The sequence below is a fragment of the Alloalcanivorax mobilis genome, from assembly GCF_002864685.1.
Lineage (GTDB): Bacteria > Pseudomonadota > Gammaproteobacteria > Pseudomonadales > Alcanivoracaceae > Alloalcanivorax > Alloalcanivorax mobilis.
In genome coordinates, this window is sequence record NZ_NMQZ01000021.1 from 62924 (window position 1) to 84477 (window position 21554).

Genomic DNA, 21554 nt, shown 5'->3' on the forward strand with positions numbered 1-21554 from the left:
TAAATTTTCTTCGTGGTGTTTGTCGGCGCCGGCGGTTGGGTCGGTGAATGGCTCAGTAAAGCAAGGTGACGCCGGGCAGTCTCAGGCTGCTCAGCCCCTGGCTGCGCGCCAGTTCGGTGATGCCGCTGTCGAGATTGTCCAGGTGCAACAGGGCGTTCACCGGAATCTCGTGGGCGGGCGGATTCAGCAGAATCACCCGGCCGGGCGTGAAGTCGTTGATGCGTGCCAGAGCGTCGGCCAGCGGCGTAGCGGTGAACATCAGCACGCCGCCGGCCCAGGCGGCGGCCCGGGCCGGGTCGCCGGGCAGCGGCAGGATGCCATGCCGTGGGCTGAGCCGGGCGCTCTGGCCGGCGCCCAGGCGCTGCTCGCGCCGGCCCGGGCCGGGGCCGGCGAGGCGCACTTGCACGCTGTGCTCGAGCACGCCGACCCGCGGGCTTTGATCGCGGCGTACCCAGAATCGGGTACCCAGGGCGGTCACGCTGGCCTCGCCAGTGTCGACCAGGAACGGGCGTGGCTCATTGGCGGTGACGGCGGCGGGGTGGAACAGCGCTTCGCCGCGCAGCAGCGCCACCACGCGGGCGTCGGGCCGGTAGCGCACGGCGATGGCGCTGCCGGGGGCGAGCACGATGCCGCTGCCGTCGGCCAGGGTCACAGGGCGCACGGCGTTTTCGGAAAGGTAGTCGGCCTGGGCGTTGTTCCACCACGTGGGCGCCCGCAGGCCGGCGATCACCAGTATCAGGGCCAGCGCCAGGGCGCCGGCCAGACGCGGCGCGGTCAGCCGCCAGCGGGGCCGGGCGGGCGCGGGCAAAGTAACGGTGGTGCCGGTGAGGCCGGCGGCCAGCTCCCAGGTCATTTCCGCCTCGGCGAGGGCTTCACCGTGGGCCGCATTGGCCGCCAGCCAGCGCCGCAAGGCGCGTTGCTGGCGAGCGCTCAGCGGCGCTTGCCGTTGGCGCAGCACCCATTGGCTGGCGCGGCGCCGTTGCGCTGGGGTGGTGGTGGTTTCAATCATGCGGGTTGGTCTGATCAATCAAATAACGCAGGGCCAGTGCCAGGTGCTTTTGCACCGAACTGGAAGAGATATTCAAATGGCGAGCGGCGCTGTCGTAGGTGTGCTCTTGAAGACGGCAGAGCAGGAAGACCTGACGCGAGCGCTCCGGCAATCGCTGCAGGGCCGCCTCCAGGGTAGCCATTTTGCGCTGTGCTTCGTAGAGCAGATCCGGGCGCGCGGCGTCGTCCACCAGGCTGCCGAGGGTATCGTCGTCGAGCTCACCGGTGCGCCAGGTTTCGTGGCGGCGGCGATAATCCACCAGCAAACGGCCGGCCAGAGTGTAGAGATAGGGCAGCGGGTGGGTAATGGTCTGCTGACGGCTCTGTTTGATCAGACGCGCGAAGCATTCCTGGGTGAGATCGGCGCTCAACTCCTCGTCCCCGGTCCTGAGAAAGAGATAGCGATGGACCTTTTTGGCGTATTCCGCGTACAGATGCTGCGGGTCGGAGCGGGATGTCATGGCGGCCACGGGCAGCGGACAGGTGGCCAATTGTTATTGATTCTTATTATTAAGTCCAGGAGGGATCACGGGCGGCGGGCCGGGTGGCCCGCCGCGTTGCGCCGTGGCCGGGGCTATTCGTCCCAGAGATTGGCCACGGTGTAGCCGCTGTCGGGCAGCGCCCAGGTGGCGCCGTCCACGTAGCGGCGGTGGCGTTCCAGATCCGCCAGGGCGGCGATGTCGTTATCGTTGAGCGCAAGGTCGGCGGCGGCCAGGTTTTGCTTCATGCGCTCCGGGTTCACCGACTTGGGAATCGCCGCGGTGCCCCGTTGCAGTGCCCAGGCCAGCAGCACCTGTGCCGGGCTGGCCTGGTGGGCGTCCGCGATCCGCTGAACGGTGGCGTCCTCCAGCAAAACCGGCTCGTCGTCGGCTTTCATGCCGGCGGGCCGGTCCGATGAGCCGAGCGGCGAGTAGGCGGTAACGTGGATGCCCACTTGTTGGCAGAACTCCAGCATGGCGTTCTGTTGCAGGTAGGGATGAAGCTCGATCTGGTTCATCGCCGGTTTGATGCGGGCGCTGTCGATCAGACGGCGCAGCTTGGCGACGCTGAAATTGGACACGCCGATATGCCGGGCCAGGCCCGCGTCCACCAGCTGTTCCATGCCGCCCCAGGTGTCGGCCACCGGCAGTTGCTCCAGGGCGATCAGATCGGCGCCGCTTTTCGGGAACACGGCGTCTTTCTTCTGCGCCACCGGCCAGTGCATCAGGTACAGGTCCAGGTAATCCAACCGCAGGTTGGCCAGGGTCTCCCGCAGCGCCGGTTGCACGTCTTCGGGGGCATGCGCGTTGTTCCACAGTTTGGAGGTGATCCACAGCTGTTCGCGGCGCACGGCGCCGCCACTGATGGCTTCTTCCAGGGCCTGGCCCACTTCCGCTTCATTGCCGTAGATATGGGCGCAGTCGATATGGCGGTAGCCCAGGCTGATGGCCGCCTTGACCGCTTCGTAGACCTCGCCGGGTTTGGATTTCCAGGTGCCCAGACCCAGCATGGGCAGAGTATCGCCGTTGGCAAAATCGAGTGTGCGCATGATGTGTCCTTTCCGGTTCAGGGGGCGGGATATTGACAGCTGTGTCGGCACCATAGCGCAATCGTGCGTTGTGCTGAACGGCGAATGCGCGGCAAAGCTTGCCCGATTCCGCGATTCTGACCGCTGGCGAAAATGGGGCGCCGGGGGTGGCGGCCGCCCCGTAGCGGGGCGGCGGAAAAGGCGGATTTTCCCGGTTATGACTCCATTTGGTGCGTCTTGACGGTGTTCTGCTCAAGGGCGGTGCGCTTCTCGCCGGCGACGAGGTCCCATTCGATCACGCCATACCAGCCCAGCCCCCGGTAGGTTTCGTAGCCGGGGGTCAGGGCGAAAGCGACCAGGCGATTGTTGTTCACGTAATAGCCGCGCTCCCGGTCGCCGGTTTTGAGCGGATACGCATCGCCCAGCTCGCCCTTGCCGGTGGAGTCAGCGATGATGCGGTGTTCCGCGTCCAGCAGCATGACCCGGCACTGGGCGCGCTCTTCGTCGCTGAGGCCGACGCCGCGAACCACATCGCCGGCCTGCGGAGTCCAGTCGAAGAAAATTCCGAGCACGCCGGTGCGGGCGCCATGCTGTTCGCCGTTGGCGCGGATCGCGGTGGCGTAGGTGGCCACGGCGGCATCGCCGAGGGCGGCGTTGCGGGTCACGTCGGCGACCGTGAATTCGTCGCCGCTGGTGGTTTGCATGGCCTGGCGGAACCAGGCGCTGCGCGACACATCCAGCCCGGCGACGTTGGGGTAGCGGTCCGGTCGGCCGTTGGCCACCACCCGGCCTTGCGCGTCGGTGATCCAAAGATCCAGGTACACGGTGTAGGAGCGCAGAATGGTGGCCAGGCGGGAGCTGGCGAAGTCCGCCCGTTGCGCATCGTCCGGTTGCTCGGCGGCCGCCACCACGGCGGAGTCGGTGGCCCACCAGCGCACATCGCAGGAGCGTTCGAACAGGTTGCGGTCGATGATCTCAATGGCGTTCAGGGACAGATCGGTCAGCCGCTGGCCGCGAAAATCGATCATCATCTTGCCGCCGACTTCCTCGATCTGCCGGGTGTGCGCCTCGACCGCCTCGCGAAAATCGGCGGCGATGTGGTTGATCTCAGTGGACACACTCCCGATTTCCTCGGCCACCACGCCAAAGGCGGCGCCCGCCACGCCGGCGCGGGCGGCCTCGATGCGCGCGTTGAGCGCGAGGATCTTGGTGGTGGTCATGATCGCTTCGATGGCGCCCACTTTGTCCCGTGTGATGCTGGAAATGTCGTAGGCCAGTTTCAGAATGGTGTTATCTTGCATGCGCGTACTCCTGGTCATGCTGGCTGTCAGGCGACGGGGCCGGCCCGGCATCCGGGAAGGCGCTCTACTCCCATCTACGAAGATATGCCTAGCAAAAAGCGCGCCGGGGCGCACATCGGGTGATTCGCGCGCAATAAGTGAAAATATCCGTTGACTCCAGCACCGGGGGGCCTAAACTGGCTTCAGCTTGAAAGTACGCCGTATATTTATGAACTCACATTTCGATGTCCTCTCTGTAGTCCTCGTCCTGTTCTTCATAAGTAATAGCACCACTTCCAGCACAAACGGCTCGCTTTCGGGCCACCATTACTCTTGAAATAGCAGGATAGATACTATGTCTACTACTACCGGCACCGTTAAGTGGTTCAACGAAGCAAAAGGTTTTGGTTTCATCGAGCAAGAAGGCGGCCCTGACGTTTTCGCTCACTTCAGCGCCATCTCTGGCTCTGGCTTCAAAACCCTGACCGAAGGTCAGCGCGTACAGTTCACCGTGACCCAGGGCCAGAAAGGTCCCCAGGCCGAGAACATCGTCGCGATCTGATTATGGATCACGAAGGCCTTGCCGCTTAGCGGTGAGGCCGAAGAAAAAAGGCGGCGCCTCCGGGCGTCGCCTTTTTTTTGTTCTTTGAGAAGCGAAAAAGCCCCGGCTACAGCGTCGCGTGGGAGCAGGCCGTGGCAGCGACGTCTTTTGGCTGAACGGGATGGTGTTTTGCGCCGCACCTGATGGTTTTGGCGTCCGGCGTGGAGGGCACAATCAGGCCCGTCGCTGGCTGGGCCCGCTCCTGCAAAGACAATGTTTGACCGCCGCCTAGCGATCGGCCGCCCAACTGCCCCGCGCCAGGGCCTCCACGCTGGCGACCGCGTCCGCGTCGACATTTTCCGGGTGCGCTGGCTCCAGCGGATCAAAGTGGAAGATGTACAGACGCGACACGAACTCCTCCACCGGCAAGGACGATTCGCCGAAGCGTTCTCCGAAGCCTTCGGTGGCGACCTTGACGCCGTTGCCCAGATCCTGGCCGCCATCGTTGTTGGGATTGTAGAAAAACACCCGCATGTCGTTGTTCTGATCCAGAGTGACGCGCTGAATGGTGATGGCGTGCCAGCCCACGAAACGGGCGGCGCTGTCGGTGACCGCCAGGCCCGCCGGTTGCGGATGAATCAGCGGCTGGTTGCCGTTATAGAGCGGATGGTAGCTGGCGTAGAAATGCCTGACGAAGGCGTCGTAATGGTTGAGCGCGCCGGTTTCCAGATCCACCGCCAACTGGAAGCCGCGCCCCACCCACCAGCCATGAAACTCGGGATTGATCCAGCGGTGGGGATCGTCGTCGCGGCCGGCGCAGAGCGCGCCCATGGCGTGGTAAATACGATCCAGATGAGGCACCAGCACCGCCGACACCGCGTCCACATCCATGGGCGCTGAGGGGCTCACGGCGCCTTCGGCCAGTTCCCGGGAAGAGAGCCGCTGGCCTTCGAAGTGCATCACCAAATCATCATCGCGAGCCGCCCAGGCAATCATCTGCAGCAGATAATCCGGATCGTTGTAGGCCCACATGGAGATGGCCCGGGCCGATTGGCAGGTCGGGTTGTTGCCCTGACCGACGCCGAACGGCACGCCCAGCACACCCAGCACCGCGGCCAGAAGGTGCACGTTGGCGGGCTGCCCGGTGCCGGCGGCCAGCTCGATGGCGGCGCGGGCCGGCTCGCACAGTGCCAGGTCGAGCTGGCGCCACAGCGCCGGCGCCACCGGTGGCGCGAACAGCACGCCGCGCTCCAGCATCAGCGCCAGCCCGTACACCGCCTGGGGCGTTTCGGGGTAGACCGCGCCGTGGATCAGGGCATGCACCAGCTCCTGATAACAGGCCAGAGCGTCGCGGCCGGTGGGGCTCAGGCCGAGCGCCACCGGTAACAGATCCTGAGCGTGCTCAAGCGCGAAACGCATGAACACCGGGTGGTAAGCGGACACCAGGCCGGTGTCGTGCATGGCCCGCGCGAAGCCCCCGGCTTCCTGCTGCAGGGCGGGGCCGTCCATGCCGGCCAGCCGCTCCTGATACACCGCCAGGCCCGGGTCTTCGATGGAGGCCTGGGTGGGCCCGAACAGGGCGCTGATCAGGCGGTCCGCGCCACGGCTGCTGGTGACCGCGATGTCCGGGTCGTACAGGCAGGCGGCGATCTGCGAAATCATCGCTTTGATGTGGTCCACGCGGATCGGTCTCTGGGCGAGGATGCGCCAGATCTCGCCCATCAGGCGATCCAGAATATTGTCGTAGCCGATGTGGGTGACCAGCAGTTGCAACACCCGGCGTACCCCTTCGGCCATGCGCCCCAGCCGTACCCGGGTGGCCTCGCCGCCGCCGATGTCGAACAGCAAATCAAGGTTCAGCGCCAGCACCTGGGAGAGGTAATGATGGGCTTGTTCGCCGGAGAGCGTGGCGTGGCTATGGCGTTGTTCGGCCAGCGCCAGCAGGCGCAATTCGCTCAGGCATTCCAGGGTGACTTCGTCGGTGGAGCCCAGGCGCAGGGTTTGCACGGTAATGTCGGCTTGAAGAATTTCCGGGTGCGCCCAGTCGGTGCCGTCGAAAACGCCGGCTTGCTCCAGCTGTTGGGCGCGCTCGAACAAACTCGCCGGGCCGTCCGGCTGGCATAGCAAACGGCTGGCCAATTGCAGCACCTTGCCGATGTGGCTCGGCTTCGAAAACGAGCGTGCCTGAGCCAGGCCGCGCAGCGCTGTGTCGAACCTGTCGATGAGGTCCGCGAGCGGATGCGATTGCGCACCCGGTTGAGAGCCTGATTGCGAATCCGGCTGATTGACGTCGCGGATGGTCATAACTTCCCCGGTGATGGCTTCCCGCCGAACGCGCCGACGGCCGCATGCGTCACCATCATACCCCAGCGGCGCGAGGAATCCGTCGCCGCCGGGCCTTCTCGTGCCGATGACGTGCGATTCTGTTAAACTGATCGCTGCTGATTTCCATTCTTTCGGCCCACAAGGCCGCTCAAACCGGGAATTAAATCCGGTTTTCGCCCGATTTTCACGGCTTCATCCGGGGGCTCTCAAAACACCCCGTGCCGGTATCGTTTGCCGGTGTCACAAGGTCTTTTCATACCGTGCCAGTCCCGTTGTCATCCGGCGTGGGCTGTCCGTTCCCGCCGCGCGGCGCTCAGCCCGCCGCCGGTTCATCGCACCACCAAGGAGATGATCATGACGGACAAAAATCCGCAAAAAGGCTACGTGGCCCTGTTGGGCTGGAGTCTCAACGCCATCGAGGCGGTGGAAAATTTTGATCGCCGCTATGTCATCGTGGCCCCGGATTGGGCCGAGGAATTTGCCCGCGAACACGACATTCCCTTTCTGTCCTGGAACTTCGAGCGTCTTAATGATCGTTCCCTGGAAATCGCCCAGAAGCTCAAGGAAATGGGGGTCGACGTGGCCATTCCTTTGTTCGAGGAAACGGTGGAATGGGCCGGCGCCATCAACTCGGTGCTGCGTGACAACCCGCGCCTTTACGGCCAATCGATTCTGTTTCGCGACAAAGCGTTGATGAAGCGTCGTGCGCAACTTGGCGGCATCCGGGTGGGCATTTTTGAAGAAGCCCATGATCGCGACGATGTGATCCGTTTCCTGAAAAGAGTCAACCAGACTTTGCTGAAGCTGGATGGCGACCCCAACGATCCGATTCATTTGAAAGCGTTTGATAAGGCTGGCTGTCTGGGGCACCGGGTGATTCGTACACCGGACGAGGTGGACACCATTCCCGATGAGGAATTTCCGGTATTGATGGAAAGCCATCTGGACGGCTGGGAGTTCGCGGTCGAAGCATGGATTCACAACGGAAAAATCCGTTTTTTGAATATTTCCGAATACGTCACATTGGGCTATTCGGTGTTCGTGCCGGCCACGCCCGAGTTGGAAAGCTGGCGGCCGCAGATCGTCAAGGAAATCGAAAAGCTGATCAAAACATTCGACATCGAATCCGGCTTTATTCATCCGGAATACTTCGTCACCAGTGACGGCACCATGTATTTCGGCGAAGTCGCTTACCGGCCGCCGGGCTTCAAGGTGTTCGAGCTGTTGGAAAGAGCGTATGGCTTCAATGCCTACCAGGGCCTGGTGCTGGCGTTTGATCCGAAAACCAGCGAAGAGGAAATCGATGCGTTTTTCCCCACCGAGGTGGTGGATGCGAAAGGGCACGCCGGCTGTTTCGGCGTTTACCCGAGGCGCCGTGTGGTCAGTCATCTGGAGATCCCCGCGGAAACCGAGGATCATCCTTACTTCGAGCACCACGAGTTGACCGCGCCGTTGGAAGAGACCGTGACCAAGCGCACCGCGTTCGGAACCCATTGGGGGCTGGTGTATTTCTTCGGTGAAAACCCCCACACGCTTCGGGATCTGCTGCGCCATCAGGAAGACCTGGACTTCTACGTCTAGCCGCTGATCGGGGGGACCCGCATGCACATGCGTTTATCGGCCTGGGCAGCAAGGTCGTGCACGTGGGTGCCGTGGGGCGTGGCGCCGGCTTTAAGATGCTGGTGAACGGCATGCTGGCGCAAACGATGCTGATGTTCTCGGAAACCCTGTTGATGGGCGAAAAGATGGGCCTGGATCGGGACTTCCTGCTGGACACCCTGCCGGCCTTGCCGGTGGCGGCATCGTTTCTCGGCGCCAAGGCGGAATTAATACGCCACGGCGAGTTCGAGGCACGCTTTCCTTTGGAGTTAATGCACAAAGATCTGCGGCTGTTGCAGCGAACGAAGCCCGCCATCGGGCGACGTTTAAGGCGGCTCTGAATCATTCCCTGAGCGCCTTGGCGTTCATCGTCTCCTTAATTGACCAACATTAGCCGGGCCTCTACGGTAGGGGCGGCGATGGGGCAGATAAGCACCGATACCATCCAATGAATAATGGAGGTGGGTTATGGTTAAAGCGGCCATTCTCAGGGGCTATGGCGAACCGTTAACCATTGAGGACGTGGAGCTGACGGCCCCCGGCCCCGACGAGGTACTGGTCAAGACCGCCGCGGTGGGCCTGTGTCACAGCGATTTGCACGCCATGCAAGGGCTCTACCAGTTTCCATTGCCGGCGGTGATGGGCCACGAAGTCTCCGGGGTGGTGCTGAGTGTGGGTGAGCACGTGCACGATCTCGCCGAAGGGGACCATGTGGTGGGTTGTCTGTCTGTGCACTGCGGGCATTGCCGGCAATGCGAGGCGGGTCACCAGGTGCTGTGCCAGAGCCCGCAAGTGAAGGCACCGCCCGGTGAGTTGCGTCGTCTGGCCCAGGGTGACACACAGGTCAATCAGATTTTTAACCTCTCCGGCTTCGCCGAACGCCTTCTGGTGCACCGCCGGGCGCTGGTGAAGATTCGCCAGGATATGCCGCTGGACCGCGCCGCCCTGCTGGGCTGTGCCGTGTTGACCGGCACCGGCGCGGTGTTTCGCAGCGCCCGGGTGGCGCCGGGCAGCACGGTGGCGGTGATCGGCTGCGGTGGCGTGGGTTTGTCCACCATCAACGGCGCCGCCATCGCCGGCGCGGCGCGCATTATCGCCATCGATACGCTGCCGGCGAAGCTGGAAATGGCGCGTACCTTCGGCGCCACGGACGTGATCGACGGGTCCGTGATGGACCCGGTGGCCGCGGTCATGGAGCTGGTTGGCGGCGTCGACTATTCGTTCGAGTGCATTGGCCTGAAAGCGACCGCCGAGCAAAGCTACGCGATGCTGGCGCCGGCCGGTCTGGCCACGGTGATCGGCCTGTTCGCTCCGGACGTGAAAATAGAACTGCCGGGCATCCAGTTTCTGCAGGAGAAAAAAATTCAGGGTTCGTTTCTCGGCTCCAGCCTTCTCAATATCGACATCGGCCGGCTGGTGGAACTGTATCTGAAGGGCGACCTGAAGCTGGATGAGCTGATTTCCAAACGCATAGCTCTGCAAGACATCAACGAAGGCTTCAAGGACATGCAGCAGGGCACCGTGGCGCGCAGTGTGGTGGTGTTCCCGTGACTGTCCCGCGCCGTCAGGCAGGTCGGTAGCCTTGGGCCAGGGCGCCTCCGTGGCCTGGCGGCTTCTTCCTTCTTTTTTTGCTCACCGCGCTTTGGCGGGAGCGGGCTTGCAGGTGGAGGCGCCTTTATCGGGGGCGCGGATCTGCGTGGGTCTCTTCCGGGATCGCTCAAGCCGTCCCTGGGCGCTCCCGTTTTTGGCATCCTTGCCAAAAAGGGTCCCGGAAGAGACCCACGCAGCTCCGCTTCGAGGTCACTCAACCGCCACGGGGTGTAACGGCGCGGTTGGGGTTTCCCCTTGCCCGGCGCCCCCGGCGGGGCTGCCCAGTCATAAGCAGCCGCTTCCCGCTAAACCGCGATAAACCTTTCTTCCTGATACTGCCTTTTCCCTTTCGCTCGCCGGCGACTTCCGATCCATGGGTTGCACGTCCTTGGCGGTTGGCGCCGAGTGCCTGAGCCGTGGTCGGGCGATGTAGTCCGACTGTCCGGTCACGGGGTTGACAGGCTGTCTACATTTTTCTTAAATAGAAAACGTTTTCGGAGAAAGATAAATGGCCAACAACTACCAATTACAAACTCTGGCCCGTGCTTTGGACGTTCTGGAGTTGCTGGAGCGTACCCCGGAGCCGTTGTCGCTGACGGAGATCGCCGACTCCATGGGCGAGGCCACCGCCATTGTCTATCGCATCCTGCATACGTTGGAGGCACGGGCGTACCTGTATCGGCGGCCGCAGGATAAGCGCTACAGCTACACCGGCCGCTCCACCGGCGCCGGGGCCGTTTCGAGGGCCATTGATGTGCTGCAGGCAGCGGCGGACAACGTTCCCGGCGGCGCCTCGGTGGAGCAATTGGCCGCTCAGGTGGGCCTGGATCAGCGGGTCACCGAAGAGATTCTGGTGCCGCTTAGCGAAAAAGGGTTGATGGAGCGCAAGGCCGAGGGCGAGAGCTGGTATTTGTCCCATGCGGTGATGGAGCTGGCTCGGCCCTTCCTCAACAGCGATGACGTTTTGTTGCGCATCCGGCCGATGATGGAGCGCCTTCATGTGGAAACCGGCGAAACCGTGTCGCTGTTTCACCGGGCCGGCGATAAGCAGGTGGTGACCTCGGCGCTGCCCAGCGCCCACCCGGTGCGTTACGCGTTGGAAGTGGGCAGCGCTTTTCCGCTGTACCTGGGCGCCGCGGGCAAGGCAATGATGGCGTTTTTGCCGGAAGCCGAAGCGGAATCCCTGATCAAGAACCACGAGATGGCTTCGATGACCCGCTACGTTCCGAAAACAGCCGCTTTGCGTAAGGAGCTGAAAACCATTCGCCAGCGTGGCTTTGCCCTCTCCAACGGCGAGCGCGTGGAAGGCGCCAGCGCGGTGGCGATCCCGGTGCAAGGCGATGACGGCTATCCGGTGGCGGTGCTGGGTTTGATGATGCCCAGCTTCCGCACCTCCGACGATGCTTTACAGCGTCTCGGCGAGCAACTCGTTGAAGAGCTGCGCCTGTTGCGGATTCCTTCCGCGCGCCGCGATTCGTAACCCCATTCATGGAACGCCGGCCGCGCCGGCATAAGGAGAACAAGATGATTCGTGACCCGGAGGGCCTGCAGGCGCTACTGGAACAAACCCGTCGCTGGGTGCGTGAGGTGGCGATGCCCGCCGAAGAGCAGGTGGAAGCCAACGACGAAGTGCCCGCCGAGCTGGTTAAGGACATGCGCCGCCGGGGCTTTTTTGGCTGGAGCATTCCAGAACAGTTCGGCGGCGCCGGGCTGACTTGCGAAGAGCTGGTGATGGCCGCGATGGAGCTCTCCCAGTGTTCCACCGCATTCCGCGCACGGGTCGGCACCAACACCGGCATCGGTTCGGAAGCCCTGGTCGCCGACGGCACCGAGGAACAGAAACAACGTTACCTGCCGGCCCTGGCCAGCGGTGAAATCACCGGCTGCTTCGCGCTCACCGAACTGGAAGCCGGCTCCGACGCGATCGCCTTGCAAACCTCCGCGGTGCGCGATGGCGACCACTATGTGCTCAATGGCAGCAAAGCCTTTATTACCAACGCACCGATCGCCGGGTTGTTCACGGTGCTGGCGCGCACCGACGCGGACAACCCCGGTGCCAAGGGAATCAGCGCGTTTCTGGTTGAGCGCGACAGCGCCGGGCTGAGCGTCGGCAAACCCTATCGGAAAATGGGGCAGGCCGGCTCTCCGGTGTCGGAAGTGTATTTCGAGGATTGCCGGGTGCCCGCCGCCAACCTGATCGGTGGCGTTGAAGGGCAGGGTTTCGCCACCGCCATGAAGGTGCTCAACAAGCAACGTCTGCACCTCAGCGCGCTGTGCACCGGGCCGGCCATTCGTATGCTCGATGAAGCTCTGGCCCACGCCAGCAAGCGCCGCCAGTTCGGTCAACCGATCGCGCAGTTCCAATTGGTGCAGGCGATGATCGCCGACATGCAGACCGACATTCACGCCGCCCGCGCGCTGATTCTGGAGACCGCCCGCAAACGAGACCGTGGCGAGGACGTTAAGCTGGACGCCTCGATCTGCAAATACTTCGCCTCGGAAATGTGCGGCCGGGTCGCGGACAAAGCGGTGCAGATTTTCGGTGGCTCCGGCTATGTGGCCGATTACAGCTGCATCGAACGTCTCTATCGGGACGTGCGTTTGTTCCGGCTCTACGAAGGCACCAGCCAGATTCATCAGCTCAACATCGCCAAACTGACTTTGCGGGAGGCCTCATGAGCACTCCTCGCGATCTGCGCGCGCTGTTCGCGCCCCGTTCAGTGGCGGTGATTGGTGCCGCCGGCAACCCCGCCGCCATCGGCGGCCAGCCGATCAAACACCTGCTCGACCATGGCTACCCGGGCAACATCTATCCTATTAATCCGAAGTATGAGGAAATCGCCGGGCTGCGCTGCTACCCGGACATCAAGGCGCTGCCGGAAACCCCGGACCTGGTGATCATCGCGGTGGCGGCGCGAATGGTGGCGGACATGGTGCGCGCCATTGGCGAGGCCGGAGTCGGCTGCGCCATTGTGTTTTCATCCGGCTTCGCGGAAACCGGCGAAGACGGCCACACCGCGCAACGTGAGCTGCGCGAGCTGGCCGAACGGGTCGGCGTGACCCTGATCGGTCCCAACTGCCAGGGCCTGATTAATGTGAGCGCGGACATCCCGCTGGGTTTCGGCGCCCCCTATGCGCTCACCTACCGCAAGGGCGCGGTGGGCCTGACCTCGCAGTCCGGTGCGTTCGGCAATTCCCTGCTGATGGCGCTCAATGACGAAGGCGTCGGCTTTCACCATTACATTTCCACCGGCAATGAAGCGGCCACCACCTCGCTGGACTGTTATGAGTATTTTCTCGAGCAGCCGGAGATTCGCGTGGTGGCCGGCTACGTTGAAGGTTTCAGTGATGCGCGTCGGCTGCGGGTGGTTGCCGAGCGGGCGCTGGACGTCGCCAAGCCCCTGGTGTTGTGGAAAGTGGGCAACACCGAGGAGGGCGCCAAGGCGGCTTCTTCCCACACCGCCAACCTGGCGGGCGCGTCCACCTACTATCACGCCGCCTTCGATCAGTACGGCGTGATCGGTGTCGACGATATCGGTGACATGGCCGATTGCGTGCGTGCCCTGCTGACCGAACGGCAGCCTCAGAACGGTAACGGCGTGGCGGTGCTGTCGGTGTCCGGCGGCGCCGGTATCGTGATGGCGGATCGCTGCATTGAACAGGGGCTGACGCTGAGTCTTTTCAGTCAGGCGACCAACGTACGCTTGAAGGAATTGCTGCCGGAGTTCGCCAGCATCGCCAATCCGGTGGACATGACCGCCGGTGCCATCAACGACCCGCAAGCGTTCGCCGAAGCCCTGCGCGCCATTGTCGATGATTCCTCGGTGGACATGCTCGGTATTTGTCTGGCGGCGTTGTCCGGCCCCCATGCCCTCACCGTGGCCCGGGAAGTGGCCAAGGTGCATGCGCAGTGCGAGCTGCCCATCCTGATCGCCTGGAACGCCACGCTGCAAGGCAATGAAGAGGCCTACCAGGTGTACGAAGACGCCGGCATCCCAGTGTATGGGTCGCCGGTTCGCTGCGCTCGCGGTCTCGGTGCGCTCGGCGCCCACGGCGCGGCGCTGGCTCGCCACCGTCGCCAGCAGGGTGAGCGCGCTGGTGTGCAGACCGTGCTTGACGCGCGCCCGGTGGACGTCACCGCTACCCGCGCTTTGAATGAATACGACGCCAAGCAATTGATGCAGCGCTACCAACTGCCGGTCACCCGCGAAGCGGCGGCGCTGGACGCCGATCAGGCGGCCACCGCCGCCGCCGATTTCGGATTCCCGGTGGTGATGAAAATTCTCAGTTCCGCGATCGCGCACAAATCCGACATCGGCGGCGTTCGCGTGGGTATCGCCGACCAGAACGAAGCGCGCCAAGTGTTCGCTGAATTGCGTGCCCTGACCGAACAACATGCACCGGATTCACCCTTCGAGGGCGTGCTGGTGCAGGAAATGGTGAGCGGCGGCACCGAGGTGATTGTCGGCGCCGTGAACGATCCCAGCTTCGGGCCGGTGATCATGTTCGGTGCCGGCGGTGTGTACGCGGAAGTGTTTGGTGACGTGGCTTTTCGGCTGGCGCCACTGAATCGCGAAGACGCCGATGCGCTGATCGACGCGACAAAAATTTCCCGGATTATCGCCGGTGCCCGTGGCACCCCGCCGGGCGACCGTGAGGCGCTGGTAGGCGCCATTCTGAGCCTTTCCGAGTTGGTCGTGGCCGAGGCTGACCGCTTCACTGAAATCGACATCAACCCGCTGGTGGTCCTGCCGCAAGGTCAGGGCGCCAGAGTGCTGGATGCTTTTATGCGGGTTCGCGAGTAACCCACCCATAATGTTTCTTTAGTAAGGGAGAGAAGACGAAATGCCTATAACAACCCTACGTCACACCCTGATCCTGGTAACCGCCGGCTTGTGCATGGCGATGTTCAATGCCGCCAACGCCGCCGAGTATCCGACCCGGCCGGTGACGGCCATCGTGCCTTACCCGGCGGGCGGCAGTGCCGACCTGGCCGCCCGGGCGCTGGCCGAAGAGCTGAAGACCTTCCTCGGTAAAAACGTGGTGGTCGACAACCGCTCCGGAGGCGGCGGCAGTGTCGGCAACGCGGCGGTGGCCCGTGCCCGCGCCGACGGCTATACCCTGGGCGTGGCGCCACTGGGCTCGATCGTCAACCAGCCGCACATGCACCGGGTGCCCTATACCCTGGATTCGTTCGATTACATTTGCCGGTTCTACTACGTACCGGACGTCATGGTGGTGAACCCGGAATCGCCGTTCCAGGATCTCGACGCTCTGGTTCAATACGCCAAGGCCCACCCCGGCGAACTGACGTTCGGCAGCCCCGGGCCGGGCACCCTGCCGCACCTGGCCATGGAGCAGTTCGCCCAGGTCGCCGACATCAAGATGACCCATGTGCCGTTCTCCGGCGACAACCCCGCGCTGACCGCACTGATGGGCGGTCATATCGATGCCTACATCGCCACGCCCAACACCGTGCGCGACCGTGGTTTCCGGGCGCTGGCGGTGTTTAGCGACGAACAACAGGAAGCGCTGCCGGACACCCGGACCGCGCTGGAGCAGGGTTATCAGATGACCGCCTGGATCTCCGGCGGGCTGATCGCCCCCAAGGGTTTGCCGGCGGACGTCAAGGCCCGGCTGGTGAAGGGGTGCGAGACCGCGACCGGCTCGGCACACATGAAAGAAGTCCTGGCGCGGATTGGTTTCGAACCGCGCTACCTTGATCCCACCGGATACCGTCAGGAAGTACAGCAGGCCGATCAGGTGAACGGAAAACTGATCGACAAGGTCATCAAGAACCCGGCGGGGCAGTGACAAAAGCTGGCACGCCGACACCGGCTCGGGCGTCATTTTCATGCGACGCTGGCGCCCGGGCCTTCACAGATAACGCAGTCAGAAATCATCGGAGAACAACGCCATGCTTATAAAAATCCTCCGCGGTGCGTTGACCCTGGCCGTTGCCGGCCTCGCGTTGACCGCTTTTTCCTCCGCGCACGCCGGCGATTACCCGGATCATCCGGTGACCGCGCTGGTGCCGTTCCCCGCCGGCGGCAGCACCGACCTGATGGCCCGTGCCATTGCCCGCGAACTGACCGACGCCCTGGACACCAATGTGGTGGTGGACAACCGCTCCGGCGGCGCCGGCACCGTGGGCATGGCGGCGCTGGCCCGTGCCCGCGCCGATGGTTACACCATTGGCGTGGTGCCGGCGGCGCCGCTGGTCAACCAGCCGCACATGCGGCGCACCCCCTACACCCTGGATTCCTTCGATTACATTTGTCAGTTTTTCGAGAGCCCGCAGGCACTGGCGGTGAAGCCGAACTCGCCGTTTCACTCCCTGGATGAAATGGTCACCTACGCCAAGAGCCATCCTGGCGAGTTGACCTACGGCAGCCCCGGGCCCGGCTCATTGCCGAATCTGGCCATGGAGCAGTTTCTCGAGAAAGCGGGCGTTCAGGTGACCCACGTTCCGTTCGCCGGCGATGGCCCGGGTGTGACCGCGCTGATGGGCGGCCACGTGGACATGTACATGACCATGTCGAATGTGGTGTCCGACCGCGAACTGCAAGCCATCGGCCTGTTCAGTGACGCCACCCTGGATAGCCTGCCCGGCGTGAAAACCGCGGCCAGCCAGGGCTATGACATGACCGCGTCCTGGTGGGGCGGCATCGTGACCCCGAAAGGCATTCCCGATAGCGCCAAGGCACGTTTGGTCAAAGCCTGCGAGCAGGCTTCCGGCACCGATCGGCTGGCCAAGGTACTGGAGCGGCTGGGTACCCAGCCGAGCTATCTGGGCGGCGCCGATTTCCGCGACAAAGTGGACCAGGTGTCCGCTATCAATGGCCGTCTGATCGAAAAGGTCCTGAAGAAAAAGTAACCGGTAGCCGCCGTGGCGTCGTTCCGGCGCGCGGCGGCTTTACCACCGTGGAGATACTTCGATGAACAGAACAAAACGTATTTTCCGTACCGTTTTAATGGGCGCGGCAGTGACCGGCCTGATGGCGCCGCTGACGCACGCCGCCGATTACCCGAGCCGGCCGATTACCGAAATCGTGCCTTACCCCGCCGGTGGCAGCACTGATCTGGCCGGGCGCGCCATGGCCCGCGCGCTGAACGCGGATCTGGGTGTCAACGTGGTGGCGGACAACCGCCAGGGTGGCGGCGGCAGCGTCGGCATCGCCGCCGTGGCCCGCGGCCGCGCGGACGGTTACACCATCGGCGTGGCGCCGGTGGGCACCATCGCCAACCAGCCGCATATGCACCGCACCCCCTACAACGTGGAGTCGTTCGACTACCTGTGCCAGTTCTACTACGCCCCTGAAGTGCTGGTGGTAAAACCGGGCTCGCCATTCAAGACCCTCAAGGAGGTGGTGACCTACGCCAAGGCGCACCCTGGCGAGCTCACCTTCGGCACGCCCGGCCCCGGCACCTTGCCGCACCTGGGCATGGAGCAGTTCCAGGAAGTCACTGGCATCAAGCTCACCCATGTGCCGTTCGCCGGTGACGGCCCGGGGCTGACCGCGCTGATGGGCGGGCACATCGACCTGTACATGGCGCTGCCCAATACCGTCACCGACCGCAAGCTGAACGCCGTCGCACTGTTCAACGAGCAGCCCATGGATTCGCTGCCCGGCGTAAAGACGATGATCGAGCAGGGCTACGACATGGTGTCGTTCGTATCCGGCGGTTTGGTCGCGCCCAAGGGCTTGCCCGAGGCGGTGAAGACGCGGCTGAGCGAGTCGTGCAAAACGGCGACACAATCCGATGAGCTGAAGAGTGTGCTGGGCAAGGTCGGCTTCGAGGCCCGTTATTTGAACCCGGATGAGTTCAAGGCCTCGGTGGCGGAACTCTCGGAAACCAATGGCCGGTTGATCAACAGGGTACTCAAGAATGGCGGGGACAACGCGAAATGAAAGCCCGTGCTCTTGATGTCTGCTACGGCGGTGCGGCGCTGTTGGCCATTCTGGCGGTGTACGTCGGCGGCGGTTCCGCCGCCGGCTCGCCACCGCTGGCCAGCAACCCCTACTGGTATCCGAAGGTTCTGCTGATCCTGATCGGTGTGTGCGCGGTGTGGCTGATCATGCGGGCCGCGCTAGGGCGCAGCGGTGCGGCGCCGGCGAGCGTGCAGTGGCGTGCCCTGGCTGGCTCGGTGGTGGTCAGCGGCGCGTTCCTGTTCGGTTATGAGCGGATCGGTTTCGTGCCCTGCACGGTGGTGCTGGTGGTGGTGATGGGCTGGATGCTGGGTTTCCGGCGTCCGCTGATGTTGCTGGTGGTGTCCGTGTTGTTCACCGCCGCGGTCTGGTATGGCTTCAGCGATTTGCTCAACCGCACCCCGCCGGGCCCGGCTCTGCCCTCGCCAGCAAGCCTGCTGGGTGCCTCGCCTGAATAAAAATCCCCACGGGGACAACCGGAGGTCATCGAAATGGATGCCTTTTTAAACGCTCTTTCCATGCTCGCCGCGGTGGATGTTCTGATCGCCGTGGTATCGGGCACTCTGGTCGGTATTGTTATCGGTGCGCTGCCCGGTCTGGGTTCGCTGCTGGCCATTACCATGGTACTGCCGCTGACCTTCGTGCTCGGTCAGGGTGCCAGCATCGCGCTGCTGCTGGGGATCTACTGTGGTTCGGTATACGGCGGTTCCTTGTCGGCCATTTTGATCAATACGCCAGGCACACCGCAGTCGGCGGCCACGGTGTTGGACGGCTATCCCATGGCCAAGCGTGGCGACGCCGGTCTGGCGCTGGGCTGGTCGACCACCGCGTCCGCGTTCGGTGGCATTTTCGCCACCGTGATTCTGGCCGTGGCGTCACCGTTGCTGGCCAAGGTGGGCCTGCGCTTCGGACCGGTGGAATACTTTGCCCTGGGCCTGTTCGCGCTCACCTGTATTGTTTCCGTGTCGCGGGACAATCTTGCCAAAGGGCTGATTGCCGGGTTGCTGGGTTTGTTCGTGGCGGTGGTCGGCCAGGACCCGGTGACCGGCGCGCTACGCTACGATTTCGGCGTGTTCGATTTGTCCGCCGGCATTGGCCTGGTGCCGTTTCTGGTGGGGCTGTTCGCGCTGTCCGAGGTGTTCTGGCGCGCCGCTGAAAAGACCGACCCCGATGCGGCGGGCATTATTCCCTCGGCGTTCCAGTTGCCCAGCCTCAAGGAACTGCGCCACCGCATGGGAATGCTGGTGAAATCGTCGTTGATCGGCACCTGGATCGGCACCCTGCCTGGCGTGGGCGCGTCGTCCGCGTCCATGGTCAGTTATGCGGAAGCCAAGCGCAGCTCGCGCTACAAAGACAAGTTCGGCACCGGTGAACCGGATGGTTTGATCGCCTCGGAAGCGTCCAATAACGCGGTCACCTCCGGCGCCATGGTGCCGACGCTGTCGCTGGGCGTGCCTGGCGATCCGATCACCGCCGTGATGCTGGGCGCGCTGGTGCTGCAGGGCGTGACGCCGGGGCCACGCCTGTTTCTGGAAGACCAGTCACTGGTGCTGTTCATTTTTCTGATGCTGTTCCTGGCCAACATCTGCCTGTTTTTTGGTGGCATGCTGATGTCGCCGCTGTTCTCGAAGATTCTGCGCATTCCCGAGCCGATTCTGATGGGCTGTGTGGTGGCGCTGGTGGCCACTGGCACCTACAGCATCAACGCCAATCCGTTTGATCTGCTGGTGGTGCTGGTGTCCGGGGTGGCGGGCTTTTTGCTGCGCTACAACGGCTTTCCCCTGGCGCCGGTGGTGATCGGCTTCGTGCTCAGCGGCATGATCGAACAAAGCCTCCGCCAGGGCATGATCATGAACCATGGCAATTTCCTGGCGTTCTTTACCCATCCAATCGCGCTGTTTCTGTTTGTGTTGACCGCGTTGTTTCTGTTCGCGCCCGGTCTCAAGGGGCTCTGGTCGCGTCGACGTGCCCAAGGTGACGCACAACAGAAAACCGATTGAACCGCGTGCCTGGTGGTAAAAAACTGTTATCCCAGGCACCGTCACGCTGATTCCGACCGGCGCTCGTGGTACACCATTAGCGAGCGCTCCGGGGGCCGGTGCGCAACGTCCGCCGAAGGAATCAGCGAGCATGAACCCACCGTCAGCGTCGCGCCGGGAAGGCCGCCGGAGCCCGCCCAGGATCAGCCTGTGGCGGCTTCTGGCGTTGTCGGTGCTGTTGCTGGGCGGTTGCGCATCGTTGCCGCCGCTGCAGGGCCGCCCCGCCAGTCAGGCGCTGGCCCCGGAGCAGGCCGCGCAGACCCGCCTTGGCCAGGCGCTGGCGCCGGCCCTGGCCGCCCACCCCGGCTTTTCCGGCATTCATACCCTGTCCGACGCTCATGAGGCGTTCGCCGCCCGCGTTCATATGATTCACGCCGCCACCCGCACCCTGGACGTGCAGTACTACATCTGGCGTGACGACATTACCGGCACCCTTTTGTTTCAGGCGCTGCGTGCCGCCGCCGACCGGGGCGTGCGGGTGCGCCTGCTGCTCGATGACAACAACACCAAAGGGCTGGACGCGGTACTCGCCGAGCTGGATGCCCATCCCAATATCCAGCTTCGTCTGTTTAACCCGTTCGTGATACGTGGCGCACGGCTGTGGGGCTTTATCACCGACTTTTCGCGGGTCAACCGGCGCATGCACAACAAATCCCTGACCGCCGACAATCGCGTCACCCTGATTGGCGGGCGCAATATTGGCGATGAGTATTTTGGCGCCACGCCGGGGTTGTTGTTCGCGGACCTGGATGTGCTCGCGGTGGGGCCGGTGGTGCAGGCGGTCTCCGACGATTTCGATCGCTACTGGCGCAGTGCGTCGGCCTATCCGGCGCAGTCCATTCTCAATGAACCGCCGCCGGGCAGCCGGCGAGCGATGGATGCCGCGCTGGCCCTGGTTTACAACAAACCGGACGCGACCACCTACCTGAAACTGGCGCGGCAGGGCGGATTGGCGGCACGGCTGAGCGGCGACCGGCTGTCGATGGAATGGGCGCCCACGCACCTGGTCAGCGACGACCCGGCCAAGGCGTTGCGCGAGCTTCCCGAATCCCAGCGCGTGATGGCGCGGTTGCAAACTCTGCTGGGCACACCGCAACGCTCTCTGGACATCGTTTCACCCTATTTCGTGCCGACCCGGCAAGGGGTTGATCGTCTCAGCGGCCTGGTTGCCGACGGCGTGCGCGTGCGGGTGCTCACCAACGCCCTGGAAGCCACTGATGTGGCCGCCGTGCACGCCGGCTACGCGCGCTGGCGCAAGGCGTTGTTGCGCGCCGGCGTTGAGTTGTTTGAAATGAAAGGCGGTGAATCGGCGCCGCCCGGCCGCCGACGCGCCGGGCCCTGGGGCAGCGCCAGCCTGAGCCTGCACGCCAAGACCCTGGCGGTGGATGGCCGCCGGCTGGCGGTGGGCTCGTTCAATATGGACCCGCGCTCGGCGCATCTGAATACGGAAATCGGCTTCGTGATCGACAGCCCGGCCCTGGCCGGAGCTCTGCATCAGGCGTTCAGCGAGCGGGTCCCGGACAGCGCCTATCAGGTGCGTCTCGACAAGCACGGCGATCTTTATTGGGTGGGGCGTACCGATCAGGGGCCAGTGCTCTACTACCACGATCCGGGCAGCGGTCTGCTCAAACGCATGGGGGTGTCGATCATGACGCTGCTGCCGATCGAATGGATGCTATAGCCCGGTACCGCGCT

18 protein-coding genes are annotated in these 21554 nt (G+C 63.7%); 13 read left to right on the forward strand and 5 right to left on the reverse strand.

The genetic code is table 11. From position 1 onward, the window contains the following. Positions 1 to 52: 52 nt before the first annotated feature. From CGS25_RS11760 to CGS25_RS11775, 4 genes are all read right to left on the reverse strand, one after another. Complete coding sequence (locus CGS25_RS11760; protein WP_101675570.1) at positions 53 to 1009, reverse strand: FecR family protein; 957 nt, start codon at positions 1007 to 1009, stop codon at positions 53 to 55. After that, positions 1002 to 1508 (reverse strand): RNA polymerase sigma factor, encoded by a 507-nt coding sequence (locus tag CGS25_RS11765; protein WP_101675592.1) that lies wholly within the window; start codon positions 1506 to 1508, stop codon positions 1002 to 1004. The genes CGS25_RS11760 and CGS25_RS11765 overlap by 8 nt, the downstream gene beginning before the upstream one ends. Positions 1509 to 1621: 113 nt before the next feature. Further along, on the reverse strand, positions 1622 to 2575 hold the full coding sequence (locus CGS25_RS11770; RefSeq protein ID WP_101675571.1) for an aldo/keto reductase: 954 nt from the start codon (positions 2573 to 2575) through the stop codon (positions 1622 to 1624). 194 nt (positions 2576 to 2769) lie between these two features. Next, positions 2770 to 3855, reverse strand: a complete 1086-nt coding sequence (locus CGS25_RS11775) for a cache domain-containing protein (RefSeq protein WP_101675572.1) — start codon at positions 3853 to 3855, stop codon at positions 2770 to 2772. Positions 3856 to 4189: 334 nt separating this feature from the next. Here CGS25_RS11775 and cspE point away from each other — a divergent pair, with 334 nt between their 5' ends. Next, the gene (gene cspE, locus CGS25_RS11780; protein WP_089034179.1) at positions 4190 to 4396 is read left to right on the forward strand and encodes a transcription antiterminator/RNA stability regulator CspE; all 207 of its coding nucleotides are present in this window, start codon (positions 4190 to 4192) and stop codon (positions 4394 to 4396) included. Between the two features lie 267 nt (positions 4397 to 4663). On the opposite strand, the gene CGS25_RS11785 is transcribed toward cspE, so the two are convergent. Continuing rightward, positions 4664 to 6679, reverse strand: a complete 2016-nt coding sequence (locus CGS25_RS11785) for a hypothetical protein (RefSeq protein ID WP_232802382.1) — start codon at positions 6677 to 6679, stop codon at positions 4664 to 4666. 375 nt (positions 6680 to 7054) lie between these two features. Here CGS25_RS11785 and CGS25_RS11790 point away from each other — a divergent pair, with 375 nt between their 5' ends. From CGS25_RS11790 to CGS25_RS11845, 12 genes are all read left to right on the forward strand, one after another. Continuing rightward, positions 7055 to 8281, forward strand: a complete 1227-nt coding sequence (locus CGS25_RS11790; protein ID WP_198588773.1) for an ATP-grasp domain-containing protein — start codon at positions 7055 to 7057, stop codon at positions 8279 to 8281. A 62-nt stretch (positions 8282 to 8343) separates the two neighbouring features. Next, positions 8344 to 8640, forward strand: a complete 297-nt coding sequence (locus CGS25_RS11795; RefSeq protein WP_198588774.1) for an NAD-binding protein — start codon at positions 8344 to 8346, stop codon at positions 8638 to 8640. Between the two features lie 127 nt (positions 8641 to 8767). Beyond that, complete coding sequence (locus tag CGS25_RS11800) at positions 8768 to 9850, forward strand: Zn-dependent alcohol dehydrogenase (RefSeq protein WP_101675574.1); 1083 nt, start codon at positions 8768 to 8770, stop codon at positions 9848 to 9850. Between the two features lie 547 nt (positions 9851 to 10397). Beyond that, positions 10398 to 11369: an IclR family transcriptional regulator domain-containing protein gene (locus CGS25_RS11805; protein ID WP_089034183.1), complete on the forward strand. Its 972-nt coding sequence runs from the start codon at positions 10398 to 10400 to the stop codon at positions 11367 to 11369. Between the two features lie 44 nt (positions 11370 to 11413). Then, positions 11414 to 12568, forward strand: a complete 1155-nt coding sequence (locus CGS25_RS11810; protein WP_101675575.1) for an acyl-CoA dehydrogenase family protein — start codon at positions 11414 to 11416, stop codon at positions 12566 to 12568. Continuing rightward, entirely contained in the window at positions 12565 to 14694 is a 2130-nt protein-coding gene (locus CGS25_RS11815; RefSeq protein ID WP_101675576.1) for an acetate--CoA ligase family protein, read from the forward strand. Before CGS25_RS11810 ends, CGS25_RS11815 begins: the two co-directional genes overlap by 4 nt. Before the next feature lie 40 nt (positions 14695 to 14734). After that, positions 14735 to 15703 (forward strand): tripartite tricarboxylate transporter substrate binding protein, encoded by a 969-nt coding sequence (locus CGS25_RS11820; RefSeq protein ID WP_101675577.1) that lies wholly within the window; start codon positions 14735 to 14737, stop codon positions 15701 to 15703. A gap of 103 nt (positions 15704 to 15806) precedes the next feature. Further along, a complete protein-coding gene (locus CGS25_RS11825) occupies positions 15807 to 16766 on the forward strand; it encodes a Bug family tripartite tricarboxylate transporter substrate binding protein (RefSeq protein WP_101675578.1) in 960 nt (319 codons plus the stop codon). Between the two features lie 61 nt (positions 16767 to 16827). Then, positions 16828 to 17802, forward strand: coding sequence for a Bug family tripartite tricarboxylate transporter substrate binding protein (locus tag CGS25_RS11830; RefSeq protein ID WP_232802384.1), 975 nt, complete (start codon positions 16828 to 16830; stop codon positions 17800 to 17802). Beyond that, entirely contained in the window at positions 17799 to 18278 is a 480-nt protein-coding gene (locus tag CGS25_RS11835) for a tripartite tricarboxylate transporter TctB family protein (protein ID WP_089034188.1), read from the forward strand. The genes CGS25_RS11830 and CGS25_RS11835 overlap by 4 nt, the downstream gene beginning before the upstream one ends. Positions 18279 to 18311: 33 nt before the next feature. Then, complete coding sequence (locus CGS25_RS11840) at positions 18312 to 19820, forward strand: tripartite tricarboxylate transporter permease (protein WP_101675580.1); 1509 nt, start codon at positions 18312 to 18314, stop codon at positions 19818 to 19820. A 130-nt stretch (positions 19821 to 19950) separates the two neighbouring features. Further along, entirely contained in the window at positions 19951 to 21540 is a 1590-nt protein-coding gene (locus CGS25_RS11845) for a phospholipase D family protein (RefSeq protein WP_101675581.1), read from the forward strand. Positions 21541 to 21554 lie beyond the last annotated feature (14 nt).